This window comes from Geodermatophilus sp. SYSU D00766 (assembly GCF_054049915.1).
On record NZ_JBJGYI010000024.1, the window covers coordinates 1 to 23,846 of the forward strand.

The 23,846-nt window shown below is 76.3% G+C and carries 21 protein-coding genes; 15 read left to right on the forward strand and 6 right to left on the reverse strand.

Translation table 11 applies throughout. The features are described 5' to 3' along the window. The first annotated feature begins 91 nt into the window (after nt 1-91). From ACI8AD_RS16640 to ACI8AD_RS16680, 9 genes are all read left to right on the forward strand, one after another. The gene (locus ACI8AD_RS16640) at nt 92-2,419 is read left to right on the forward strand and encodes a chemotaxis protein CheA (RefSeq protein ID WP_456871628.1); all 2,328 of its coding nucleotides are present in this window, start codon (nt 92-94) and stop codon (nt 2,417-2,419) included. A gap of 1 nt (nt 2,420) precedes the next feature. Further along, a complete protein-coding gene (locus tag ACI8AD_RS16645; protein ID WP_456871629.1) occupies nt 2,421-2,873 on the forward strand; it encodes a chemotaxis protein CheW in 453 nt (150 codons plus the stop codon). Nucleotides 2,874-3,030: 157 nt separating this feature from the next. Further along, nucleotides 3,031-3,921: a hypothetical protein gene (locus tag ACI8AD_RS16650; protein ID WP_456871630.1), complete on the forward strand. Its 891-nt coding sequence runs from the start codon at nt 3,031-3,033 to the stop codon at nt 3,919-3,921. 369 nt (nt 3,922-4,290) lie between these two features. Then, nucleotides 4,291-5,400 carry a protein-glutamate methylesterase/protein-glutamine glutaminase gene (locus tag ACI8AD_RS16655; RefSeq protein ID WP_456871631.1) on the forward strand — a complete coding sequence of 370 codons (1,110 nt, stop codon included), beginning with the start codon at nt 4,291-4,293 and terminating at the stop codon, nt 5,398-5,400. Continuing rightward, nucleotides 5,397-6,221 (forward strand): CheR family methyltransferase, encoded by an 825-nt coding sequence (locus tag ACI8AD_RS16660; RefSeq protein WP_456871632.1) that lies wholly within the window; start codon nt 5,397-5,399, stop codon nt 6,219-6,221. Before ACI8AD_RS16655 ends, ACI8AD_RS16660 begins: the two co-directional genes overlap by 4 nt. Beyond that, entirely contained in the window at nt 6,218-6,607 is a 390-nt protein-coding gene (locus tag ACI8AD_RS16665; protein ID WP_456871633.1) for a response regulator, read from the forward strand. The genes ACI8AD_RS16660 and ACI8AD_RS16665 overlap by 4 nt, the downstream gene beginning before the upstream one ends. Beyond that, the gene (locus tag ACI8AD_RS16670) at nt 6,604-7,131 is read left to right on the forward strand and encodes a chemotaxis protein CheX (RefSeq protein ID WP_456871634.1); all 528 of its coding nucleotides are present in this window, start codon (nt 6,604-6,606) and stop codon (nt 7,129-7,131) included. The genes ACI8AD_RS16665 and ACI8AD_RS16670 overlap by 4 nt, the downstream gene beginning before the upstream one ends. Further along, nucleotides 7,128-7,490 (forward strand): response regulator, encoded by a 363-nt coding sequence (locus ACI8AD_RS16675; protein WP_089406307.1) that lies wholly within the window; start codon nt 7,128-7,130, stop codon nt 7,488-7,490. The genes ACI8AD_RS16670 and ACI8AD_RS16675 overlap by 4 nt, the downstream gene beginning before the upstream one ends. Then, nucleotides 7,487-7,978: a hypothetical protein gene (locus tag ACI8AD_RS16680; RefSeq protein ID WP_456871635.1), complete on the forward strand. Its 492-nt coding sequence runs from the start codon at nt 7,487-7,489 to the stop codon at nt 7,976-7,978. The genes ACI8AD_RS16675 and ACI8AD_RS16680 overlap by 4 nt, the downstream gene beginning before the upstream one ends. 45 nt (nt 7,979-8,023) lie before the next feature. Here the strand turns inward: ACI8AD_RS16680 and ACI8AD_RS16685 are convergent, their stop codons facing one another. Both ACI8AD_RS16685 and ACI8AD_RS16690 read right to left on the reverse strand, forming a co-directional pair. Beyond that, nucleotides 8,024-8,482, reverse strand: a complete 459-nt coding sequence (locus ACI8AD_RS16685; protein WP_456871636.1) for an ATP-binding protein — start codon at nt 8,480-8,482, stop codon at nt 8,024-8,026. Between the two features lie 89 nt (nt 8,483-8,571). Then, nucleotides 8,572-10,248, reverse strand: a complete 1,677-nt coding sequence (locus ACI8AD_RS16690; protein ID WP_456871637.1) for a SpoIIE family protein phosphatase — start codon at nt 10,246-10,248, stop codon at nt 8,572-8,574. Between the two features lie 176 nt (nt 10,249-10,424). Here ACI8AD_RS16690 and ACI8AD_RS16695 point away from each other — a divergent pair, with 176 nt between their 5' ends. Beyond that, nucleotides 10,425-12,200, forward strand: coding sequence for a SpoIIE family protein phosphatase (locus ACI8AD_RS16695; RefSeq protein ID WP_456871638.1), 1,776 nt, complete (start codon nt 10,425-10,427; stop codon nt 12,198-12,200). Here the strand turns inward: ACI8AD_RS16695 and ACI8AD_RS16700 are convergent, their stop codons facing one another. Further along, nucleotides 12,201-13,115, reverse strand: a complete 915-nt coding sequence (locus ACI8AD_RS16700; protein WP_456871639.1) for an alpha/beta fold hydrolase — start codon at nt 13,113-13,115, stop codon at nt 12,201-12,203. 17 nt (nt 13,116-13,132) lie between these two features. Beyond that, nucleotides 13,133-13,900, reverse strand: coding sequence for a ZIP family metal transporter (locus ACI8AD_RS16705; RefSeq protein WP_456871640.1), 768 nt, complete (start codon nt 13,898-13,900; stop codon nt 13,133-13,135). 165 nt (nt 13,901-14,065) lie between these two features. Between ACI8AD_RS16705 and ACI8AD_RS16710 the strand changes: the two genes are divergently transcribed. Further along, the gene (locus ACI8AD_RS16710) at nt 14,066-14,677 is read left to right on the forward strand and encodes a TMEM175 family protein (RefSeq protein ID WP_456871641.1); all 612 of its coding nucleotides are present in this window, start codon (nt 14,066-14,068) and stop codon (nt 14,675-14,677) included. A 1-nt stretch (nt 14,678) separates the two neighbouring features. Continuing rightward, nucleotides 14,679-15,695 carry an alcohol dehydrogenase catalytic domain-containing protein gene (locus ACI8AD_RS16715; RefSeq protein ID WP_456871642.1) on the forward strand — a complete coding sequence of 339 codons (1,017 nt, stop codon included), beginning with the start codon at nt 14,679-14,681 and terminating at the stop codon, nt 15,693-15,695. Between the two features lie 85 nt (nt 15,696-15,780). On the opposite strand, the gene ACI8AD_RS16720 is transcribed toward ACI8AD_RS16715, so the two are convergent. Together ACI8AD_RS16720 and ACI8AD_RS16725 are read right to left on the reverse strand one after the other, a co-directional pair. Next, the gene (locus ACI8AD_RS16720; protein WP_456871643.1) at nt 15,781-16,968 is read right to left on the reverse strand and encodes an AAA family ATPase; all 1,188 of its coding nucleotides are present in this window, start codon (nt 16,966-16,968) and stop codon (nt 15,781-15,783) included. A 54-nt stretch (nt 16,969-17,022) separates the two neighbouring features. Beyond that, nucleotides 17,023-17,622 carry a TetR/AcrR family transcriptional regulator gene (locus tag ACI8AD_RS16725; protein ID WP_456871644.1) on the reverse strand — a complete coding sequence of 200 codons (600 nt, stop codon included), beginning with the start codon at nt 17,620-17,622 and terminating at the stop codon, nt 17,023-17,025. A 72-nt stretch (nt 17,623-17,694) separates the two neighbouring features. Here ACI8AD_RS16725 and ACI8AD_RS16730 point away from each other — a divergent pair, with 72 nt between their 5' ends. The 3 genes from ACI8AD_RS16730 (at nt 17,695) to ACI8AD_RS16740 (ending at nt 23,838) form a co-directional block, all read left to right on the forward strand. Then, the gene (locus tag ACI8AD_RS16730) at nt 17,695-18,411 is read left to right on the forward strand and encodes a GAP family protein (RefSeq protein WP_456871645.1); all 717 of its coding nucleotides are present in this window, start codon (nt 17,695-17,697) and stop codon (nt 18,409-18,411) included. 99 nt (nt 18,412-18,510) lie between these two features. Continuing rightward, nucleotides 18,511-18,879, forward strand: a complete 369-nt coding sequence (locus tag ACI8AD_RS16735; protein WP_456871646.1) for a phage holin family protein — start codon at nt 18,511-18,513, stop codon at nt 18,877-18,879. Nucleotides 18,880-18,948: 69 nt separating this feature from the next. Beyond that, a complete protein-coding gene (locus tag ACI8AD_RS16740) occupies nt 18,949-23,838 on the forward strand; it encodes an NAD-glutamate dehydrogenase (RefSeq protein ID WP_456871647.1) in 4,890 nt (1,629 codons plus the stop codon). The last annotated feature ends 8 nt before the right edge of the window (nt 23,839-23,846 follow it).

Below are 23,846 nucleotides of genomic sequence, written 5' to 3' on the forward strand. Positions count from 1 at the left end.
GTGGCGGACTCACCTTGAGTCCGCCACCCCACCGCCGAAGACCCATCGGGGACCCCACGGCCCCCCGGCAGCAGCGAGAGAGAAGGCAACGGTGGACGGTCTGGACGACATCGTCGAGGAGTTCCTCGTCGAGAGCCACGAGAACCTCGACCAGCTCGACACGGACCTGGTCGCCCTCGAGCAGGAGCCCGACTCGCGCGAGCGGCTGTCGAGCATCTTCCGCACCATCCACACGATCAAGGGCACCAGCGGCTTCCTCGCCTTCGGCCGGCTCGAGGAGGTCACCCACGTCGGGGAGAACATGCTCTCCCGCCTGCGCGACGGCGTCCTGGCGCTGACCCCCGAGCGCACCAGCGTGCTGCTGCGGATGGTCGACACCGTCCGCTCCCTGCTGGCCTCCATCGAGGCCACCGGCGGCGAGGGCGGCGTGGACGTCTCCGCCGTCGTCGCGGAGATCAGCGCCGCCATGGAGGACCGGCCGGCGCCGGCCGCCGTCACCTCCCCCGCGCCGGCCGAGGTCGTCGGGACCCCCGAGGTCGTCGAGCCGGCGGTCGAGGCCCCCGAGCCCGCCGCCGAGCCCGTCGCCGAGGCCGCCGTCGAGGTGGTGCCGGACGAGCTGCCCGACGAGCACGCCGACGACGAGCACGGTGAGCACGGGGACGAGCACACCGACGGCGGTGCGCCCTCCGGTGCCACCCGCCCGGAGGGGGCCGGCGGTCCGCAGGGCCGCCGGGGCGTGGCCGACTCGACGATCCGCGTCGACGTCGACCTGCTCGACTCGCTCATGCTGCTGGTCGGCGAGCTGGTGCTCACCCGCAACCAGATCGTCCAGTACGTGGGCCGCTCCACCGACACCGACCTGGTGCGCGCCTCGCAGCGGCTCAACCTCATCGCCAGCGAGCTGCAGGAGGGCGTCATGAAGACGCGCATGCAGCCGATCGACCACATCTGGTCCAAGCTGCCGCGCGTCGTCCGCGACCTCGGCATCCAGTGCGGCAAGACCGTCCGCCTGGAGATGGAGGGCCGGGACACCGAGCTCGACAAGACCCTGCTCGAGGCGGTCAAGGACCCGCTGACCCACCTGGTCCGCAACTCCGTCGACCACGGCATCGAGTCCCCCGACCGCCGCCGCGCCGCCGGCAAGCCCGCCGAGGGCGTGCTCACGCTGCGCGCCCGGCACGAGAGCGGCCAGGTCGTCGTCGAGGTCGCCGACGACGGCGCCGGCATCGACCCGGAGCGGATCGGCGCCAAGGCGCTCGAGCGCGGTCTGGTCACCGCCGAGCAGCTCGCCCGCACCAGCCCGCAGGACGTCCTGCAGCTGATCTTCCTGCCCGGCTTCTCCACCGCCGCCGCGGTCACCAACGTCTCCGGCCGCGGCGTCGGCATGGACGTCGTCAAGACCAACATCGAGGCCATCGGCGGCACCATCGAGGTCGAGTCCGAGCCCGGCCGCGGCACCGTCTGCCGGCTGCGCATCCCGCTGACCCTGGCGATCGTCCCGGCGCTCACCGTCGAGTGCGCCGGCGACCGCTACGCCATCCCGCAGATCAGCCTGCAGGAGCTGGTCAGCCTCGACGCCGAGAAGGCCGCCAACGCCGTCGAGGAGGTCGGCGGCGCACCGGTCTACCGGCTGCGCGGCGAGCTGCTGCCCCTCGTGCGGCTCACCGACGTCCTCGGCCTGGCCTCCGACCGGCACGACGGCCACGTCGTCATCGCGGTGCTGCGCTCCGAGGGCCGGCGCTTCGGCCTCGTCGTCGACCGGGTCATCAACACCGAGGAGATCGTCGTCAAGGCCGTCGGTGGCCAGCTCAAGGCGATCGGCCTCTACTCCGGCGCCACGGTCCTCGGCGACGGTGCCGTGGCGCTGATCCTCGACGTGCAGGCCCTGGCCCGCCGGGCGCTGCGCACCGAGACCACCGAGCGGCAGGAGGCCCGCGAGGCCGCCGCGCGCACCGCCGCCGTCGAGACCGAGCGGCAGCGGATGCTGCTCGCCGCGATCGGCGAGGGCCGGCGGGTGGCCATCCCGCTGGACACCGTCACCCGCCTGGAGCAGGTGCGCGCCGACGCCGTCGAGCGGGTGGGCAACCGCGAGGTGGTGCAGTACCGCGGCGCGATCCTGCCGATCGTGCGCCTCGACCGGCACCTGGGCGCCTACGGCGGCAGCGACCGGGAGGTGCTCGAGGTGATCGTCTACAGCGACCACGGCCGCAGCGTGGCGATCGTCGTCGAGGAGATCCTGGACATCGTCGACGGCGGTGCCGCGGTGCGCAGCGACATCGACGACCTGGGCCTGCTCGGCTCGGCCGTCCTGGGCGACCGGGTGACCGAGCTGCTCGACGTCCGCGCGGCCATCCTCGCCGCCGACCCGGCCTTCTACGCCGCCGACCACCCCTCCCCCACCGCCCTGCTGGAGGCCTGACGTGACGAGCGCGACCGACACCACGACCCGGGCCGCCAGCGGGCAGCTGGCCACCTTCCGGCTCGACGGCGACCTCTACGGCGTCGAGGTCGAGCACGTGCAGGAGGTGCTGCGCAGCCAGAAGCTGACCCGGGTGCCGCTGGCGCCCCCCGCCGTCGCCGGGCTGATCAACCTGCGCGGGCAGGTGGTGACCGCGATCGAGCTGCGCGAGCGGCTGGGCCGCCCGCCGCGGCCGGCCGGCACCGACGCCGTCGTCATCGTGGTGCGGCTGCACGGTGAGGCGGTGAGCCTGCTGGTCGACTCGATCGCCGACGTCGTCGACGTCGACGCCGCCGACTTCGAGGCCCCGCCGGACACCCTCGACGGGCAGGCCCGGGAGCTGATCCGCGGCGCCTACAAGCTCGACGGCACGCTGCTGCTGGCGCTCGACGTGCAGAAGGCCGTCGGCTCGTAGCGGAGCGTCACCGCCTCCTCACCTGACCGGTCCCGACACGCGGCCGTCACCCTCCGCCTCTCCGGCGATCGGGTGACGGCCGCGTGGCGTCGCGGCGTGATCACCCCCAGCATGGACGGGCCGTCCGTGTCCGGACGGTGCCGTCGGAGGGGGAGACGTGCCGTACTCGCTGGTCAGTGCCGCGACGCTGGGGTTCGACCTGGTGCGCCTGCCCGGTGGCCGCGCCGCCGCCGACGTGCTCCTCACCGGCCTGACCGCCGGGCCGGGCGGGCTGGCCGCCCTGGCCGACGCCTCCCGCACCGGCCGCGCCGACCGCGAGCAGCGCGCCGTGCTGGCCGTGCGCGCCCGGCGGGCCCGCGAGCTGGCCGCCGCCGTCCCGCAGCTGCGCTCGGTCACCCCCGGCGCGGGGGACCGCACCGCGGTCCTCGTCGCCCAGCTCGAGCGCGGCACCATCGGCACGGCCGCCGCCGTCGAGCGGGTGCTGCGCGAGGACGTCCTCGGGCCCGAGCACGCCGCCTTCCTCCAGGCCGACGACGACGTCCGGGAGCTGGCCGCCGAGGTGCTGGCCGACGCCGTGGTGGGGGAGTGGGCCGCCGGGGTGCTGCCGCCGCTGGTCCGCCGCGAGCTCGTCGCGCCGTTCACCGCCGCCGTCCCCGACGCGGCCACCCGCGGCGCCGACGCCGACCTCGGCCCGGCCACGCCCGAGCTCTGCTCGCTGCTGGCGACCTTCGCCGGGCTGGACGCCCGCGGCCGCGAGCGCTGGCGCAGCGCCGTCGACGACGGCCGTGCCGAGCAGCGCCCGTGGGCCACCGCCATGCACGAGGCCTCGTGGGCCGCGCACGTCTCCGGCCGCACCCGCACGCTGGCCACCGCCCAGCTGCTCGCCGTCCGCGCGTTCGCCGACGGCGGCTTCGACGCCCGCGACGGCGCCTCCGGCTCGTGGAACGCCCTCGCCGGCGTCGTCCAGGGGCTGACGATGGGCGACCTGCTCGACGGCGGCGCCCTCGACGTCCTCCTGGCTCCCTGGCACCGCGTCACCTCCCGCTGAGGAGGGGCCGGGGCGCCGGCTCACCGTTGATCATCGGCTCGTTGCCGCCGACACGGGACGACCCGCCGCCGCGAGCGGCAACGAGGCGGTGATCGACCGGCGGCCGCATCGGGTCGGCGCAGGTCAGCTCGCAGCGCTCCCGGACGGGTGCGGCGCGGCGCGGTCGACATGTGCCCGACCGCCCGCCGGTGACCGCCCGGCGCCGTAACGGTTGCGCGCCCCGCGTCAACACGACCGGTGGGACGGCCGACAACTCCTGGGACAGGCGGTGCGCGTGGGACGCCGGGTGACCCCCGGATCCGACCCGCCGCTGCCGAGAACCCGGTGAACGGCCCTCCGCGGCCGGACGCCGCCGGAGCAGGAGGACGTGTGGACCCGACACGGGTGCTGGTGGTCGACGACTCGGTCGTCGTCCGCAAGATCGTGACCGACGTGCTGTCCTCCGACCCCGCCATCGAGGTGGTCGGGACGGCGGTCAACGGGAAGCTCGCGCTGGGCAAGGTCGACCAGCTGCGCCCCGACCTGGTCACGATGGACATCGAGATGCCGGAGATGAACGGCATCGAGGCGGTGCGCGCCCTGCGGGCCGCCCGCAACCGCGTGCCGATCGTCATGTTCAGCACGCTGACCGAGCGCGGCGCCGCGGCCACCCTGGACGCCCTCTCGGCCGGCGCCAACGACTACGTGACCAAGCCGGCCAACGTCGGCAGCGTCGCCGCGTCGATGGAGAGCGTGCGCGAGCAGCTCATCCCCCGGATCAAGGCCCTCACCGGCCGCCCGGTGACGAGCCCGACCCGGCCCGCGGCCGCCCCGGTCGCCCCCCGCACCCCGGCGCCCCGCACCGCCGCGCACAAGACCCCGGCCGTGCTGGTGATCGGCTCCTCGACCGGTGGCCCGGAGGCCCTCGCGCGGGTGCTGCCGGCGCTGCCGGCGGGCCTGCCGGTGCCGGTCCTGGTGGTGCAGCACATGCCGCCGGTGTTCACCCGCCAGTTCGCCCAGCGCCTCGACCGGCTGTCGGCGCTGCGCGTCGTCGAGGCCGTCGACGGCTCGCCGCTGCTGCCCGGCACCGTCCACCTCGCCCCCGGCGACCACCACCTCACCGTGCGCGGCAGCGGCCGCGGCGCGACGACGGTGCTCTCGCAGGGCCCGCCGGAGAACTTCTGCCGGCCCGCCGTCGACCCGCTGTTCCGCTCGGCCGTCACCGCCTACGACGGCGCGGTGCTGTCGGTGGTGCTCACCGGCATGGGCTCCGACGGGCGGGAGGGCGCGAGCGCCGTCCGCGACGCCGGCGGCACCGTCGTCGTCCAGGACCAGGCCACCTCCGTCGTCTGGGGGATGCCCGGCGCCGTCGCCTCGGCCGGCCTGGCCGACGAGGTGCTGCCCCTCGACCGCATCGCCGAGGCGATCACCCGCCACCTGGCGCGCGCCGTGCCGCACGCCCCGGCGTCGCCCGCCCTCGCGAGGGGAGCCCTCCGATGACCCTCACCGCCACCCGCTTCGACTGGGTGCGCCAGCTGGTGCACCGGGAGAGCGCGATCGTGCTCGCCCCGGGCAAGGAGTACCTCGTCGAGGCCCGGCTGCTGCCGCTGGCCCGCAGGATGGGCCTGTCCGACGTCGACCAGCTCGTCGACGCCGTCCGCAGCCGCCCGCGGCCGGACGACACCCGGCAGATCGTCGAGGCGCTCACCACCAACGAGACGTCGTGGTTCCGCGACGGCGACCCGTTCACCGGACTGACCTCGACCGTGCTGCCCGCGCTGCAGGCCGCCCGCGGCCCGGCCGAGCGGCTGCAGATCTGGTCGGCGGCCTGCTCCAGCGGCCAGGAGCCCTACACGATCGCGATGCTGCTGGAGGACGCGCTGCCCGGCGCGGCCTCGCGGGTCACGATCACCGCCACCGACATCTCCCGCGAGATGGTCGAGCGGACCCGGGCCGGCCGGTTCAGCCAGCTCGAGGTCAACCGCGGCCTGCCCGCCCCGATGCTGGTCCGCCACTTCCAGCGGGCCGGCAGCGAGTGGGAGGTCGCCCCCGGCCTGCGCCGCATGGTCACCGCCCGCGAGTGCAACCTGGCCGCCCCGCTGCCGCGGATGGGCCCGTTCGACGTGGTCTACCTGCGCAACGTCCTCATCTACTTCGACCTGCCCACCAAGCAGGCGATCCTCCGCCGGGTCCGCGAGCTCATGCGCCCCGACGGCTGGCTGTTCCTCGGTGCCGCCGAGACCACCCTCGGCGTCGACGACTCCTGGAGCCGCGTCGTGCTCGGCCGGACCTCCGCCTACCGCCCGCTGAAGGGGGCATGACCGTGCGTGCTCTGGTGATCGACGACTCCCGCGCCATGCGGCGCATCGTGACCGGGATCCTCGAGGGCCTCGGCTACGAGACCCGGCAGGCCGGCCACGGGCAGGAGGCGCTCGACGTCCTGCACGAGGGCTGGACGCCGGACCTGTGCACCATCGACTGGAACATGCCGGTGATGGACGGCCTGCAGTTCGTCAACGCCGTCCGTGCCAACCCGGCCTGGCGCGCGGTGACCCTGGTGATGGTCACCTCCGAGAGCGAGCACGGCCAGATCGTGCGCGCGCTGGCCGCCGGCGCCCACGAGTACGTCATCAAGCCGTTCACCGCCGACGCCATCCGCGACAAGCTCGCGCTGCTCGGCCTGCTCCCGCAGGAGGTCGCGCTGTGAGCGCTCCCCGCGACACCGGGCTGCGCCGCCGCGCGAGCGACCGCCCGCCGGCCGTCGTCGACCTGCTCGACGAGGACACGCTGCTGCAGATCACCGAGCAGGCGTGGCTGGCCCTGGTGGGCGAGGACGAGGTGCTCGTCCCCCTGCCGGCGCCGCTGCCGGCCGACACCGGCAGCTCCTGGGTCGAGATCGTCGGCCCGTGGACCGGCGCCGTCGTGCTCACCTGCGGCCGCGACACCGCCACCGAGCTCACGCGGGCGCTGCTCGGCGAGCACGCCCCGGCGGTGCTCGAGGCCGAGGACGTCGACGACGCCCTCGGCGAGCTCGCCAACGTGGTGGGCGGCAACGTCAAGGCCGTCCTCCCCGGACCGTCCGTCCTCGGCCTGCCCGAGGTCGGCGCCACCCCACCCGCCGGCTCCGATGCCGACACCCGCCGCGTCGCCGTCCTGTGGCGCGGTCAGCCGCTGACCGTCTCCGTGCAGTCCCCCCTGCACACCGAGCGAGAGAACGAGGTGCCCCTGTGAAGATCCTGGTCGCCGACGACAGCCGCGTGATGCGGCAGATCGTCATCCGCACCCTGCGGCAGGCCGGTTACGACGACCACGAGGTCGTCGAGGCCGAGGACGGCCGCGACGGCTACGACAAGGTCCGGTCGGAGAACCCCGACCTGGTCCTGTCGGACTGGAACATGCCGAACATGACCGGCCTGGAGTTCCTGCAGGCGCTGCGCTCCTCCGGCTCGGCGGTGCCCTTCGGGTTCGTCACCTCCGAGGGGTCGGCCGAGATGCGGGAGAAGGCCGCCGACGCCGGCGCGCTGTTCCTCATCGCCAAGCCCTTCACCGAGGAGTCCTTCCGGGAGAACCTCGAGGGGGTGCTGTCGTGACCGCGCCCCTGACCGTCTCGCTGCCCGACGCCAAGGCCGTCAAGGACATGCTGTCGGGGCTGGTCGGCAAGCCGGTGGGCGTGACCCCCGGTGCCCCGGTCACGCCCACGGAGCGCGACCCGGTCTCGGTGGCGGTCTACGTCAGCCCCTCGATGGCCGTCAACGCCCTGTGCGTCATGGACCTGCCGCTGTCGGCCTGGACCGGCGGCGCGCTGGCCCTGCTGCCGCCCGGCGGCGTCCAGGACGCCGTCGAGGAGGACGGCGAGCTCACCGCGATGCTCGCCGAGGCCCTGCACGAGGTCGTCAACGTGCTCTCGGCGCTGTTCAACGTGCCCGGCGCCCCGCACTCGAAGCTCTACCGGCTGTACGTGCCGGGGGAGGACCTGCCCGGCGACGTCGCCGGGATGCTCGCCGCCTTCAACCGGCTCGACCTCGCCGTCGAGGTCCCCGGCTACGGCAGGGGCCGGCTCTCCCTCGTCGTCCCCTGACGACTCCCCGGGGCGGCGAGACCACGGTCCGCCGCCCCGGGTGCGTCACGCCGAGGTGACCGCGCACTCCTCGACGCTCGTCGGCAGGCACGCCCACACGTGCTTGCAGCCGTCGTCGACGTACCAGCCGTGCGCCACCGACAGGCGGGCCACCAGGTAGAGCCCCAGGCCGCCCTTCGACGGGTCCCGCCCGACGGCGGGGGAGGGCATCGTGTCGGCGTCCCGGTCGCTCACGTCGAGCAGCCAGCCGCCGGTGCCGGCGACCACCGTCGCCACCACCGGGGACCGCCCGTGCCGCAGCGCGTTGGAGGCCAGCTCGTCGAAGGCGAGCACCAGTCGGTCCGACGCCGGGTCGTCGGGGTCGTGCGAGAAGCCGAGGGAGCCGAGGTGCTCGCGCAGTCCGGCCCGCGCCCCGGGGAGCTCGGCGACGTCCTCCAGGTCCCATCGCCACAGCTCACCCCGCCCGTCGGGCAGAGGCCGCAGCGGCCACGTGAGTCGGCCCATGTCCTCTCTCCGTCGTGGTCCCGTTCTCGGACGCTCCCGGGGTGCCCAGCCCACCGCCGGCCCAACCGTGTCCCGCGCCGCAGGGTCACTCAGGAGGAGGGCAGGCTGACCGTCAGCGCCACCAGCGCGACGTCGTCCTGCGGGGTGCCCTGCAGCAGCCGGGCCAGCAGCTCGTCGCACAGCCGCGGCAGCGGGAGCCCCGCCAGCTCGGCCAGCGTCCGGTGCAGCCGCTCGGTGCCCTCGTCGAGGGTGTTGCCGCGCCGCTCGACCAGCCCGTCGGTGTGCAGCAGCACCGTGGACCCGGGGGCCAGCGGGACCACGTCCTCCCGCCGCTCCGCGGTCGGGTCGACGCCGAGCAGCAGGTCGGCCTCCTCGTGGGCCAGCGCCGTCACGCCGCCGTCGGGCCGCAGCAGCACCGGCGGCGGGTGGCCGGCGTTCGCCCAGCGCAGCCGCGTGCCCCCGGCCTCCAGCCGGGCGACGGCGGCGGTGGCCAGCGTCCCGGCGTGCATGGCGGCCATCGCCTCGTCCAGGCCGCGCAGCACCTCGGCCGGCCCGCCCCGGCTGGAGTGCGCGATGCCGCGGACCAGGCCGCGCAGCTGGCCCATCGCGGCCGCGGCGGCGGTGTCGTGCCCGACCACGTCGCCGATCACCACCACCGCGTCGCCGTCGGGGTGGGAGAACGCGTCGTACCAGTCCCCGCCGACCCGGGCCGCCTCGGCGGCCGGCACGTAGCGGACCACCAGCTCCACGCCGGGGAAGGCCGGCGGTGCGGTGAGCAGGCTGCGCTGCAGCGCCTCGGCGAGCTGGATCTGGCGGCTCTGCCGGCCCACCCGGTCGATCGCGCGGCCGGCCTGCACGGCCACCGCGCGGGCGGTGGCGTGGTCCTCGGGGGTGGTGAGCCGGCCGGCGTCGAGGTAGAGCGACAGGACGCCGACGGTCCGCGACTCGGCCGGCAGCGGCAGCACCAGCACCGACTCCGCGCGCAGGTCCCGCAGCATCTCCCGCGTCCGCTCGTCGGACATGAGCGCGAGCACCTCGGTCACCGGGGCCGACACCGGTTCCCCCGTGCGCAGCGCCCGCCCCACCGGCGACTCCGGCGGCAGCGTGTCCAGCCGCACCCGCGCGTAGCGGGCCAGCAGGTCGCGGCGCTCGGGGTCGGCGTGCCACGAGCCCACGTCACGCGTGCGGCCCTCCCGGTCGACGACGGTGACCACGCAGCCGTCGGCCAGCACCGGGACGACCAGCCGGGCGAGCCGGCCGAGCGCCGAGACGTCGTCCAGCGCGCCGGACAGCTCCGCGGCGACCCGCACCAGCAACGTCGCGCGGGCCGCGGCCCGGTCGGCGCGCTCCTGCACCGTCCGGCGGCCGGACACGTCGGAGACGGTGAGCGCGAGCCCCTCGGCCGCCCGCGCGGCGCGGACCTCGTACCAGCCGCCGCCGGCCTGCACGGTCACCGGCTCGGCGGAGTCGGCGGCCTCGGCCCCCGCCGAGGCCAGGGCCCGTCCCGCGGTGCCGGGCACCTCGGTGAGCACCTGCCCGAGCAGGTCGGCCTGCGGGTGCCCGAGCAGCCGCTCGGCAGCGGCGTTGAGCCAGGTCAGCCGGCCCTCCGGGTCCAGCGCGAGGACGGCGGCCGGCAGCCGGTCGACGAGCGCGGCCAGCGCCGCCGGGTCGCCGGGCGGGGGCGTGCGGCGGGGGAGGGGGACGGTGGGCTGGGGGCCGGGAGGCACGCCGTACCCGGAGCCGGGGTCGGCGAGCGGATCGGCCATCGTCGGAGGTCCTCCCGGTGCCGTCGGGGCGAGGTCGGCTCCCTCGGACACCACCGTGATCGTGGCGGAGGCGCCCCCGGCTGCCAACCGGCCGACGCGCCGGCGCGTCACCTGTACGGGGCGGTCCGGTACCGGAGGGCGGGTGCGGGTGGGGGCGTGCGGCAGCATGTCCTCCCGTGACCCCGGACGGCCTGGCCCCGCCGCCGAACGACCTGCTGGTGCAGGTCGTCGAGGGCATGCAGCGGCCGCTGTTCGTGCTCGACGAGGACTGGCGCTTCGCCTACGTCAACCCCGCCGGCGCCACCCTGCTCCGGCGCACCGCCGCCGACCTCACCGGCCGCGGCATCTGGGAGGAGTTCCCGGAGGCCGTCGGCGGCCCGTTCGACGAGCTCTACCGGCAGGTCCGCCGCAGCGGGGGGTCGGGCTCCACCGAGGCCTGGTACGCGCCGCTGGACACCTGGTTCCACGCCGACGCCTTCCTCACCGACGCCGGCCTGGTCGTCACCTACGACGACGTCACCGCGCAGCGCCGCGCCGAGGAGGAGCGGGCGGCGGCCACCGCCGCCCGCGAGCAGGCCGCCGCCGCGGCCGCGGAGTCCGCGGCGCGGGCGGAGGACGCGGCCCGCCACCTGGTGCTGCTCGGCGACATCAGCCAGGCCATGACCGCCACCACCGACGTCGACGAGGCCGTGGCCCGGCTCGCCCGCCTCGTCGTCCCGCTGCTGGCCGACTGGTGCCTGGTCAGCGTGGTCGACCCCGACGGCAGCCGCCGCGACGTCGGCCGCGCGCACAGCGACCCCGCGATGGTCGCGGCGATGCACCGCTACGCCGACCTGCGGGTGCGCAGCAACCGGCCCGCGGCGCCGGTGCCCACGGCGCTGGCCAGCGGCCACCCGGTGGTGCTGCGGCACGTCACCGACGACGACGTCCGCGTGATGGTGGCCGACGAGGCCGGCCGCGAGGCGCTGGCGGCGCTGCGGGTCTCCGCCGTCGCCACGTTCCCGCTGCTCGCGCGCGGCGAGCTGTTCGGGGCGTTCACGCTGGTCAACGGCCCGGAGCGGGGACCGCACACCGACGCCGAGCTGCGCACCGCAGAGATCGCCTCGCGCCGGGCGGCGCTGGCCCTCGACAACGCCCGCCTCTCCAGCGCGGCGCAGCAGGTGGCCGAGCGCATGCAGCACAGCCTGCTCTCCCCGCCCGTGCAGCCGGACTCCCTCGAGCTCGCCGTCCGCTACCGGCCGGCCACCCGCGGGGTGTCCATCGGCGGCGACTGGTACGACGCCTTCCTGCAGCCCGACGGCGACACCGTGCTGGTGATCGGCGACGTCATGGGGCACGACATCGAGGCCGCCGCGGCCATGGGGCAGGTCAAGACGCTGGTGCGCGGCATCGCCTTCGACCGGCTGGAGGAGCCGGCCGGGGTGCTGCGCCGGGTCGACCACGCCCTGGTCGGCCTCGCCGTCCCCGCGATGGCCACCGCGCTGGTCTGCCGGGTCGAGCAGGACGCCGCCGAGCGCGCGGCCGGGGTGCGCCGGCTGCGCTGGTCCTCGGCCGGGCACCCGGACCCGATGCTCCTGCTGCCCGACGGCACGGTCCGCGACCTGAGCGCCCCGGTCGGCCCGCCGCTGGGCATCGGCTGGCGCGGCCCGCGCGCCGACGGCGAGGTGCTGGTGCCCGAGGGCGCCACGCTGCTGCTGTTCACCGACGGGCTCTTCGAGCGCCGCGGGGTCCCCCTCGACGAGGGCCGCGACGCGGTGCGCAGGCTGCTGGCCGCCTCCGCCGGCAGGGGACTGTCCGCGCTGTGCGACGACCTGCTGGCCAGCATGCTCGGCGACGGCGTGGAGGACGACGTCGCGGTGCTCGCCGTGCGGGCGCACCCGGTGGGCCGCGAGCGGCCGGCCGAGGCCGGGCCCGAGGTGCTGCCGCCGGTGGTGGGCCGCCCGGCGCGCTGACTAGGTGCGGGCGGCCGCGGCGCGCACCGCGTCGGCGACGGCCGCCACGCCCTGCTCGGCCCACAGGATCGAGTAGTGGTCGGTGCCGGGCACCTCGCGGGCGGTGATGCCCGCCGGCTCCAGACCCAGTCCGGCCAGCCGCACCTCGTCGTAGAACCCGGGCCGCTGGCCGAGCATGCCGGCGGGGGCCCACAGCAGCGTCGCGGGCACCGGCAGGTTCGCCGTCGCCTCGAGCACCCGCTCGTTGAGCAGCACGTCGCCGCCGTCGACGCGCACGGCCGCGGGCACGCAGGCGCTGCGCAGCGGCACCGCGCCGGGGACGAGGTCGCGGGCCAGGTAGGCGGCGACCGCGGGGACGTCGACCCACGGGCCGACGGTGGGGTGCTGCGCCCAGAACGCGCGGACGGCGGCCAGGTCGGGGAACGTCGTCGACAGCCGGTCCAGCGCGGGGCCGAGGACGGCGGCGAGCTTGGCGTCGACGTCGGCGCCGGGCGGCTCGGGCAGCTGCAGGCCGCCGTCGACGAGCACCAGGCCGTGCACCCGGTCGCGGGCGGTGCCGGCGGCGGCCAGGGCCGCGACGAAGGCGCCCATCGAGTGGCCGACGAGGACGGTGGCGTCGGCACCGGCGTCGTCGTCGGCGCCGAAGCGGTCCAGCAGGCCAGCGACGTCCTCGGCGTGCCGCTCCAGGCCGTAGGGGCCGGGCAGCCCGGCCGAGCCGGCGCGGCCGCGCAGGTCCGGCGCCACGACCTCGAACTCCCCGGCCAGCGCCGCGGCCACCGGAGCCCAGGCCAGGGCGTTGGCGGTGATGCCGTGGACGAGGACGGCGATGGGGGAGCCGGGGGCGTCGGCGGCCCAGTGCAGGGCCGCGAGGTCCCCGCCGTCGACCGGGATGCTGATCTGCACGGGCTCGGTCATGCCGCCACCCTGCCCGCTCACACGTCGAGGCGCTCGATCGCGAACGCCAGGAGGAACCCGACGGCGGTGATGACGCCGGTCCAGGTGCGGGTCCGCTCGAAGGCCTCGGGGATCATCGTGTCGGCGACCATGGTCAGGATCGCGCCCGCCGCGACGGCGGTGATGACCGCGACCACCTCGGGCGCGGCGTCGCCGAGGGCCAGGTAGCCGACCAGGGCCGCGACGCCGCTGGCGACCGCGATGCCGCCCCAGACCCCGAAGACGTAGCCCGCCCGCCGCCCGCTGGCCTTCATCCCCGCGGCGCTGGAGAGCCCCTCGGGCACGTTGGAGATGACCACCGCGGCCAGCACCGACGGGCTCACCGCACCGCCGCCGAGCAGGCCCAGGCCCAGGACCACGGACTCCGGGACGCCGTCGAGCAGCGCCCCGACGGCGATCGCCGCGCCGCTGCCGGACTGCTCCTCCTCCGAGGGCTGCTTCTGGGACCCCTCGCCGCCGGACCGCTTGCGGTGCTGCGCCCCGCGGCGGGCCAGCAGGGCGTTGGCGCCCAGGTAGGCGAACGCGCCGCCGAGGAACCCGATCGCGGTCGGGCCCAGCCCGCCGGTGTCGGCGGCCTCGGACACGAGGTCGAAGGCGACGGCGGAGATCAGCACCCCGGAGCCGAACGCCATGACCGACGCGATGAGCGTGCGCGGCACCCGCACGAACCAGGCGACCGCCGCGCCCAGCACCAGGGCGGCGCCGCCCAGCAGCCCCCACAGCCCCGCCTCGAGCGCACCCGGCACGGACGGCTGTCTTCCCCCGGTTGCGCTGCTCAACCACCGGGCGGCGGGGCGGGCGGCAGCCGGGCGACGACGGTTCGTGCACCTGCGGTCGTCGCGGGGCCTCCTCGGGCGCGCTGTGTGCACGGACCGCGGTCGCGGCGGCTGCTCCCGCCCTAGCCTCCCCCCGTGCGCACCGACCGAGGGCTGGACCGGTTGACCGCGTTCGTCGACGCCGTGGTGGCCATCGCGATCACCCTGCTGGTCCTGCCGCTGGTCGACGTGCTGCCCTCCGGCGCGCCGCAGGAGTCGCTCGGCGCGCTGCTCGCCGGTGAGTGGCAGCAGTTCCTGGCCTTCGGGCTGAGCTTCTTCGTCATCGCCGAGCTCTGGCTGGCCCACCACCGGCTCGTGGAGCTCGTCGGTGCCTACGACGGCGCGTTCCTCGTGGTGAACCTGCTGTGGGTGCTGAGCATCGTGCTGCTGCCCTTCGCCACCCAGGTGACCGCCGTCTACGGCGCCGACCGGCTCGCGGTCGCCGTCTACGTCGGGACCATGACCCTCACCTCGGCCTGCCAGTCGGCCCTGGCCCTGCTGGTGTCGCGCCGGCCCGCCCTGCGCCGTCCCGGCGTGGACGCCGGCGACGTCGACCCGGCGGCCTCCGCGGTGACCACGGGCCTGTTCGCCGTGGCGCTGCTGCTCGGCGTGCTCTCCCCGGTCCCCAACTACCTGTCCCTGCTGCTGCTGTTCCTGGCCGGCCCCGTCCGGCGGGTGGTGGCGCGCCGTGCGACCGGGGCGGCCTGACGTGCGCGCCCTCGTCTCCACCGGGCCCGGCCGCGTCGCGTGGCAGGAGGTGCCCGACCCGCGGGTCGAGCCGCACGGCGCCCTCGTCCGTCCGCTGGCGGTGGCGCGCTGCGACCTCGACGCGCCGATGGCCGCGCTCGGGCTCTTCCCGGGGCCGTACCCGGTCGGCCACGAGGTGGTGGCCGAGGTCGTCGAGGTCGGTGCCGACGTCGCGCTGCGGCCCGGCGTCCGGGTCAGCGTGCCGTTCCAGGTCTCCTGCGGCTCCTGCCGGCCGTGCCGGGCCGGGCGCACCGTGGCGTGCACGACGTACCGGGCCCCGGCCGGCGCGGCGTACGGGTTCGGCGAGCGCGGCGGTGGTCACGGCGGCGCGGTGGCCGACCTGCTCGCCGTCCCGCACGCCGACCACGCGCTGCTCCCCGCGCCGGAGGACCTGCCGGACGCGGCGCTGGCGACGCTGCCGGACAACGCCGTCGACGCCTGGCGCACCGTGGGGCCGCAGCTGCGGGAGCGGCCCTGGGCCGAGGTGCTGGTGCTCGCCGGCGCGGTGCCCTCGATCGGGCTCTACGCCGTCGCGCTCGCCGGTGCCCTCGGTGCCGGACGGGTGCGCTACGTCGACCGGGACGGGCCGCGGTGTGTGGCGGCGGCCGCGCTGGGCGCCGAGGTGACCCGGCTCGACGGCGACTGGCCGCGCCGGTTCGACCGGGCGGAGGTGGTGGTCGACGGCACCGCCGACCCGGCCGGGCTGGCCTGCGCGGTGCGCTCGACGGAGGACCAGGGGCTGCTGACCGTCGTCGGCATCCTCTTCGGCGACGCCTCGCTGCCGCTGCTGGAGATGTACACCCGCGGGATCACCGTGCACCTGTCCCGCGCCGACTCCCGCCGGCACCTGCCCGAGGTCCTCGCGCTCGTCGCGTCGGGGGTGTTCGACCCGCTCGCCGTCCCCACGACGACCGCGCCGTTCGCCGACGCCGCCGAGGTGTGGCTCCAGCCGGCGACCAAGCTCGTCCTCGTGCGTTGAGCCACCGCCGCCCGCCGAGGCATGGGAAGCTATCCGCACGTCCTGCGCCCGAGAACGTGCGCATAGCTTCCTTTGCCTCGCCCGATCAGTCCGGGTGGCGGAGCAGGTAGCGGCCGAAGTGCGGCACGGTGAAGGCGATCTGGCCGCGCTCGGCGGAGTAGACCAGCCCCTTCTTGATCAGCGAGTCGCGCGCCGGGGACAGCGACGCCGGCTTGCGGCCCAGCGTCGCGGCCACCTCCGACGTCGCCACCGGGGCGCCGGCCGGGCCGCCCAGCTCGGCCATCGCGTGCATGTACTCGCGCTCGGCGGGGGTGGCGCGGTCGTAGCGCGACCCGAAGAACCCGACGGCGAGCTCGGCCTCGGCCACCGGCGCGGCCATCGCGACGTCGGCGGCGGTGATGGGGGAGGCGGCTGCGACGTCCCAGGTGACCTTGCCGTAGGCCTGCACGAAGTACGGGTAGCCGTCGGCGGCGTCGTAGAGGGCGTCGAGCGCGGCCGGCTCGAAGGTGACCTCCTCGCGCTCGGCGGGGGCCAGCAGCGCGCGGTCGGCGGCGGGCCGGTCGAGCCGGTCGATGCGCAGGTAGCGGAAGAGCCGCTCGGAGTAGCTCTTCGACGCCGACAGCACGGCCGGCAGGTGCGGCAGCCCCGCGCCGACGACGATCAGCGGCGCGCCCTGCTGGGACAGCTCGTGGCAGGCGGCGCAGACCGCCGAGACGTCGGCGGGCTGCACGTCCTGCATCTCGTCGACGAACAGCGCGATGCCCCTGCCGACGTCGGCGGCCAGCCCGGCGGCGTCGGTGAGCAGCTCGACGAGGTCGATCTCGATGTCGCCGGAGTCGGCGCGGCCGGTGGTGGCGGGGACGTCGATGCCCGGCTGCCAGCGGTCGCGCACCCTCGCATCGGCCGGGGCCAGCCGCTGGGCGAAGGCCCTGAGCGTGCCGAGGACGGCGTCCATCGACTCCTGGTCGGGGTGGCGCAGCTCGCGCAGCGCCATGTGCAGCGCCGAGGACACCGGCCGGCGCAGCGACTGGTCCGGCCGCGCCTCGATCTTCCCGGTGCCCCACCCGCGGCCGATCGCCGCCGACCGCAGCTGGTTGAGCAGCACGGTCTTGCCGACCCCGCGCAGCCCGGTGAGCACCAGCGAGCGCTCCGGGCGGCCGCGCGCGATCCGCTCCAGGACGACGTCGAAGGCCGACAGCTCGTCGTCGCGGCCGGCCAGCTCGGGCGGCCGCTGGCCGGCGCCCGGGGCGTAGGGGTTCCGCACGGGGTCCACGTCGAGCACCGTATGGCCCCGTCTAGCCGTCGCGGTAGAGATCGGTAGAGCCCGCTACGTCGTGTCGCGGAGCGAGTCCAGGTGTGCCGCGAGCACCGCGCGGGCCCGGTCGGGGGGCAGCGCCGACGGGCGGGTCGCGGAGTGCACGGCCAGCCCGTCGAGGACGGCGTAGAGCCGCTCCCCCTCCAGGTCGGGGTCCAGGCCGGCGCGTGCCTCGCCGCACTCCGTGAGCGCCCGGACGACGGAACCGCAGAACTCCCGCAGCTCGGTGGCCGACCGGTCGCGCAGCCCGGCCAGCCCGGGGTCGACCAGGGCCCGGGCGGTGAGCGCCAGCCAGACCTCGGTCTCGGCCCGCCGCTCCTCGTCGAGGGGGAGGGCCTCCTCGAGCACCCGCAGCAGCCGCGGCACGAGGGGCCCGCCGGCCGTCGCGACCCCCTGCGCCCGCGCCCGGACCCGCTCGATCACCAGGGTCATCGCGAAGTGCAGGAGCTCGTCCTGGGTGGCGAACCAGTGCCGCAGCGAGCCCATCGACGTGCCGGCCTCCCGAGCCACGTTGCGCACCGACGCGCCGGAGACCCCGTCGCGCCGGATCACCCGCCACACCGCCTCGGCGATCTCGCGCCGGCGCTGCTCGGCGTCCACGGTCCTGGGCACGGCCCCGTTCTAGCACGACCGTGCTACCGTCGCCGTACCAGCACAGTCGTGCTGCCAACCGCCGGAGGACCCGTGGACCCCGCCCTGCTGCTGCCGCTGGCCGGCCTGGCCCTCGTCGACAGCACGAGCATCGGCACCCTGGCGCTCCCGCTGTGGCTCATGGCCGCCCCGGGCCGCGTCCGGGTCGGCCGGGTGCTGCTGTTCCTCGGCACCGTCGCCGGTGCCTACCTGCTGCTGGGCGTCGCGCTCGTGCTCGGCGCCGGCGAGCTGCTCGACCCCCTCCGGACCGCGCTCGACAGCACCCCCGGGCGGGCCGTGCTCGTCGGGGTCGGCGTCGTCCTGGTCGTCCTCGGCCTGACCGTCGAGCCGTGGACGCGGGCGGGCAAGGAGCGGCGGCGCGCCGCACGGGCCGCCCGGGGACCGGGCCGGCTGGCGCGCTGGCGCGAGCGCGCCCGCGGCGACGGGCCGCCCGGCGCCGTCGTGGTGCTCGCCGCGACCGCCGTGGGGATCGAGGCGGTCTCCATGGTCCCGTACCTGGCCGCGATCGCCCTGCTCGTCACCGCGGGTACCGGCGCGGGCACCGCCGTCGCGGTCCTGGCCGGCTACTGCCTGGTCATGGTCCTCCCCGCCCTCGTGCTGCTGGGCGCCCGCGTCGCCCTGCACGACCGGCTCACCCCGGCCCTGGCCCGGATGGAGGCGTGGCTGTCGCGCAACGCGGGGGAGGCGACGGCCTGGGTGCTGGTCCTGCTCGGCGTCTACCTCGTCTCCGACGCCCTGCCGCTGCGCTGATCCCCGACCGGCCTCCAGGGCTCTCTGGCGCCGACCCGAGACGGACCTGGAGACGGCGAGACCGAGGGGACTGCCAGGGAGCGCCGCTAGCGTGGCGCCGTGATCAGGTTCGCGCTCAAGGTCGTCGTCATGGCCCTGGCCTTCTACGGCCTCACGCGGCTGCTGCCGGGCATCGAGGTCGAGGGCAACGAGAACGGCGCCCTGGGGGTGAGCGGCACCTTCCTCTGGGTCGCGCTCGTCTTCGCGGTGGTCAACGCCGTGGTCGGGCCGATCCTGCGGCTCCTGTCCTTCCCCGCGATCCTGCTCAGCCTCGGGCTGTTCCTGCTGGTCGTGAACGCGGCCCTGCTCGGGCTCACCGCCTGGCTGTCGGACCGGCTGTCGGTCGACGGGTTCGGCACCGCGGTCCTCGGGGGCCTGGTGCTCGCCGTCGTCGGGTGGGCCGCCGACCTCGTGCTCGACCGGGGCTGACCGCCGCGGCGCGCCGGTCGGGTGACCTACCGCTGACGCGCGCCCGCAGCCGCAGTAGTTTCGCTGTACATGAGCACCGACGCCGTGGACACCGTCGTCCCCGGTCGACCGGAGGACGAGGTCCCGCCCGGACTGGTCGCCCTCGAGGCGGCCAACGACCGCAAACGGGCACTGCTGACCGAGGCCGCCGGCGTCGCCGCCGACACCCTCGACGAGGGGCCGGGGCTGCCGGCCGGCTGCGGCCGGACCGACCTCCCGGCGCTGCTGCAGCGCTACTACTGGAGCGAGCCGCCCGCCGAGGTCCTCGGCCACGCCCCGGCCGACCTCGCCGCGCTGGCGCTGCGCCACCTGCGGGTGGCCGCCGTCCGCGCGCAGGGCGCCGCCACCGTCGTCGTCGAGCGGCTCGACGACGGCCGCGGCCTGCTGCTCACCGTCACCGACGACATGCCCTTCCTCGTCGACTCGGTCACCGCCGAGGTGGTCCGGCAGGGCGTGGGCCTGCAGCACGTGGTGCACCCGGTGGTGGTGGTCCGCCGCGACGTCTCCGGGGGCCTGCGCGCCTTCTGCAACAGCGGCGGCACCGAGGCCGCCGACTGCGGGCCCGACGCGCTGGCCGAGTCGTGGATGGCCGTCGTCCTCGACGGCCCGCTCGACGACGAGGCCGCCGACGACCTGGTCGCCGGGCTGCGCACCGTGCTGGCCGACGTCCGGGCGGTCGACGAGGACGCGCCGCGCATCGCCGCCCGCGCGCTGGAGCTGGCCACCCGGCTGGAGGAGATCGGCACCCTCGACACCGCCGACCCCGCCGACGACCCCGCCGAGGTCGCCGCCCTGCTGCGCTGGCTGGCCGACGGCAACCTCGTGCTGCTCGGGGCCCGCGAGGTGGAGGTCGGGACGACGACGCGCGCCGTCCCCGGGTCCGGCCTGGGCGTGCTGCGCAGCGACACTGCCGCGGGCCTGCCCGAGGCCGCCGGGCCGCTGGGACCGGCGCTGGTGACCGTCACCAAGGCCGACATCCGCTCCACCGTGCACCGGCGCGCCTGGCTGGACCTCGTCGCGGTCACCCTCCCCGGCCCCGACGGCGGCCCGGCCCGCCAGCACCGCCTGGTCGGGCTGTTCCCGACCACCGCCGCCGCGACCGGCGTGCGCGACGTGCCGCTGGTGCGCCGCCGGGTCGAGGAGGTCGTGACCGGCTCCGGCGTGCCGGCCGACAGCCACACCGGCAAGGAGCTCGTCGGCGTGCTGGAGACCCTGCCGCGCGACGAGCTGTTCCAGGCCTCGGCCGGCGAGCTGCTGCCCGTGGCGATGGCCGTGCTGCACCTGCAGGAGCGCCGCCGGACCCGGCTGTTCCTGCGCCGCGACCCCTACGACCGGTTCTGGTCGGCGCTGGTCTACGTGCCGCGCGACCGCTACACGACCGAGGTCCGGCTGGCGATGCAGCAGATCCTGCTGTCCCGGCTCGGCGGCCGCGAGATCGAGTTCAGCGCCTACTCCACCGAGTCGGTGCTCACCCGGCTGCACTTCGTCGTGCGGGTGCCGGTCGCCCGCGGCGGTGCGCCCACGCTGCCCGGCGTCGACGTCGACCTGCTGCAGCGGGAGCTGGCGGCCGTCGCCCGCAGCTGGACCGACGACCTCTCCGACGCCCTCGGCGAGCGGTACGGCGCCGAGGCCGAGCAGGTGCTGTCCCGGGTGGCCGACGCCTTCCCGGCCGCCTACCAGGACGACTTCCCCGCGACGACGGCCGTGGAGGACCTCGCCCGCCTCCACGCGCTCGCGCCGGGCGAGCTGGGGCTGCGGCTGCGCCGTCCCCGGGGCGCCGACGCCGCCGAGCCGCGGCTGACCGTCTACCGGGTGGGGGAGCGGCTGCTGCTCTCCGACGTGCTGCCGGTGCTGCAGCACATGGGCGTCGACGTCGTCGACGAGCGGCCCTACGAGATCGACCGGATCGGCGCCCGGCCGGCGTGGATCTACGACTTCGGCCTGACCGCGCCCGGCGGGGAGCTGCCGTTCCCGGGCTCGCTGCCCGAGCGGTTCACCGAGGCCGTGGCGGCGGTCTGGCGCGGCGACGCCGAGGACGACGGCCTGGGCGCGCTGGTGCTGCTGGCCGGGCTGAACTGGCGCCAGGTCACCGTGGTGCGCGCCTACGTGCAGTGGCTGCGCCAGGCCGGCCTGCCCTTCGGCATGTCCTACGTCGAGTCGGTGCTGGCCGGGCACCCCGACGTCGTCGCCCGGCTGGTCGCGCTGTTCGAGACCCGCTTCTCGCCCGACCGCGAGGCCGGCCGCGCCGCCCGGCAGGAGGACCTCGCCGCGTCGCTGCGCGAGTCGATCGGCCGGGTCGAGTCCCTCGACGCCGACCGGGTGCTCACCAGCCTGCTGGCCGCCGTGCTCGCCACCCAGCGCACCACCTACTACGCGGGCGGGCCGCTGGCGATCAAGCTCGACCCGCACGCCGTCCCCGACCTGCCCGAGCCGCGGCCGGCCCGCGAGGTGTTCGTCAGCTCGCCGCGGGTGATGGGCGTGCACCTGCGCTTCGGCGCGGTCGCGCGCGGCGGGCTGCGCTGGTCCGACCGCCGCGAGGACCTGCGCACCGAGGTCCTCGGCCTGGTCAAGGCCCAGATGGTGAAGAACACCGTCATCGTCCCGACCGGTGCCAAGGGCGGCTTCGTCGTCCGGAACCCGCCCCCCGAGGGCGCCTCCCGCGAGGAGGTCCAGGCCGAGGGGCAGGCCTGCTACCGGCTGTTCATCGGCGCCCTGCTCTCGCTCACCGACGACATCGTCGGCGGGCGGGTGCAGCCCCCGCCGCGGGTCGTCCGGCACGACGGCGACGACGCCTACCTCGTCGTCGCGGCCGACAAGGGGACGGCGACGTTCTCCGACATCGCCAACGCCGTTGCCGTCGAGCGCGGGTTCTGGCTGGGCGACGCCTTCGCCTCCGGCGGCTCGGTGGGCTACGACCACAAGGCCATGGGCATCACGGCCCGCGGCGCGTGGGAGTCGGTGACCCGCCACTTCCGCGAGCTCGACGTCGACGTGCAGAGCCAGGACTTCACCGTCGTCGGCATCGGGGACATGTCCGGCGACGTGTTCGGCAACGGCATGCTGCTGTCCGAGCACATCCGGCTGGTAGCGGCCTTCGACCACCGGCACGTCTTCGTCGACCCCGACCCGGACGCCGCGACGTCGTTCGCCGAGCGCCGGCGGCTGTTCGACCTGCCGCGCTCCTCGTGGGCCGACTACGACCCCGCGCTGATCAGCGCCGGGGGAGGGGTGTGGCCGCGCACGGCGAAGGCGATCCCGGTGAGCGAGCCGATGCGCGCCGCGCTGGGCCTCGACGACGACGTCGACACCCTCACCCCGCCGGAGCTGGTGCGGGCGGTGCTGCTCGCGCCGGTGGACCTGCTGTTCAACGGCGGCATCGGCACCTACGTGAAGGCGGCCACCGAGAGCCACGTCGACGTCGGCGACAAGGCCAACGACGCCGTCCGGGTCGACGGCGGGCAGCTGCGGGTGCGGGTCGTGGGGGAGGGCGGCAACCTCGGCCTCACCCAGCGGGGCCGGGTCGAGTACGCGCTGGCCGGCGGCCGGGTGAACACCGACGCCATCGACAACTCCGCCGGCGTGGACACCTCCGACCACGAGGTGAACATCAAGATCGCCCTCAACGGGGTGGTCGACGCCGGGCAGCTCGACGCCGAGGGCCGGGCGGCGCTGCTGGAGGAGATGACCGACGAGGTCGCCACCGCCGTCCTCACCGACAACCACGCGCAGAACGCCACCCTGGCCGCCGAGGTGGCCGGGGCGCGCAGCCTGCTCGACGCGCACGAGCGGTTCATCCGGCACCTCGAGCGCTCGGGCCGGCTGGTGCGGGCGGTGGAGGCGCTGCCCGACGACCGGGCCCTGGCCCAGCGGCGCCGGGACGGGCACGCGCTGACCAGCCCGGAGCTGTCGGTGCTGCTGGCCTACGCCAAGCTCGAGGTCAACGACGCCGTCCTGGCCTCCGACCTGCCCGACGACCCGGCGCTGGCCCGGCTGCTGCGCGACTACTTCCCCGCGCCGCTGCGCGAGCGGTTCCCCGCGGCCGTCGACGCCCACCCGCTGCGCCGGGAGATCGTCGCCACCGCGCTGACCAACCGGGCGGTGAACACCGCGGGGGTGACGGGGGTCTTCCGGCTGGCCGAGGAGACCGGCCTGGACCTCGCCTCGGTGGTGCGGGCGCACGCGGTGGCCCGGGCGGTGTTCGAGGTCGACCGGCTGTGGGACGCCGTCCGGCCGCTGGACAACCGGGTGCCCGCGCCGGTGCAGGTCGAGCTGCGGGTCGAGGCGACGCGCCTGGCCGAGCGGGCGGCGCGGTGGCTGCTGCGGCTGCCCGAGCTGGCCGGCCGCCCGGCGGTCGGCATCACCGCCGTGACCGAGCGGTTCGCCGCGCCGGTGGCCGCGGTGCGCGCGGGTCTGCCGGGCTGGCTGCTCGGGGACGAGGCGGCCGCCTACGCCGCGCGCGCCGAGGAGCTGCGCGCCGCGGGGGTGCCCACCGACCTGGCCGGGGAGCTGGCCGCGGCGGCGCTGCTGCCCGCAGCGCTGGACCTCGCCGTCGTCGCCGAGCGCACCGGGGCGCCGATCGAGCTGGTCGGGCGGGTGGCGCAGGAGCTGGCCGACCGGCTGTCGCTGGTGCCGCTGCGTGAGCTGGTGATCGCCCTGCCGCGGGACCGGCGCTGGCCGTCGATGGCGCGCGCCGCGCTGCGCGACGACCTCGCCGCCGAGCAGGCCGAGCTGGCCGTGGAGGTGCTGTCCGGGCGGAGCGGCTCCGACGCGGCCCGGCTGGTGGCGGACTGGGTCGGCGGCTGGGACGCCCCGCAGCGCCGTGCGGCCGCGCAGCTCGCCGACATCGCCGCCGGCGACCGGCACGAGCTGCCCGAGCTGGTGGTCGCCGTCCGCACGCTGCGGGGGCTGCGCGGCCGCTGAGGGGTGCC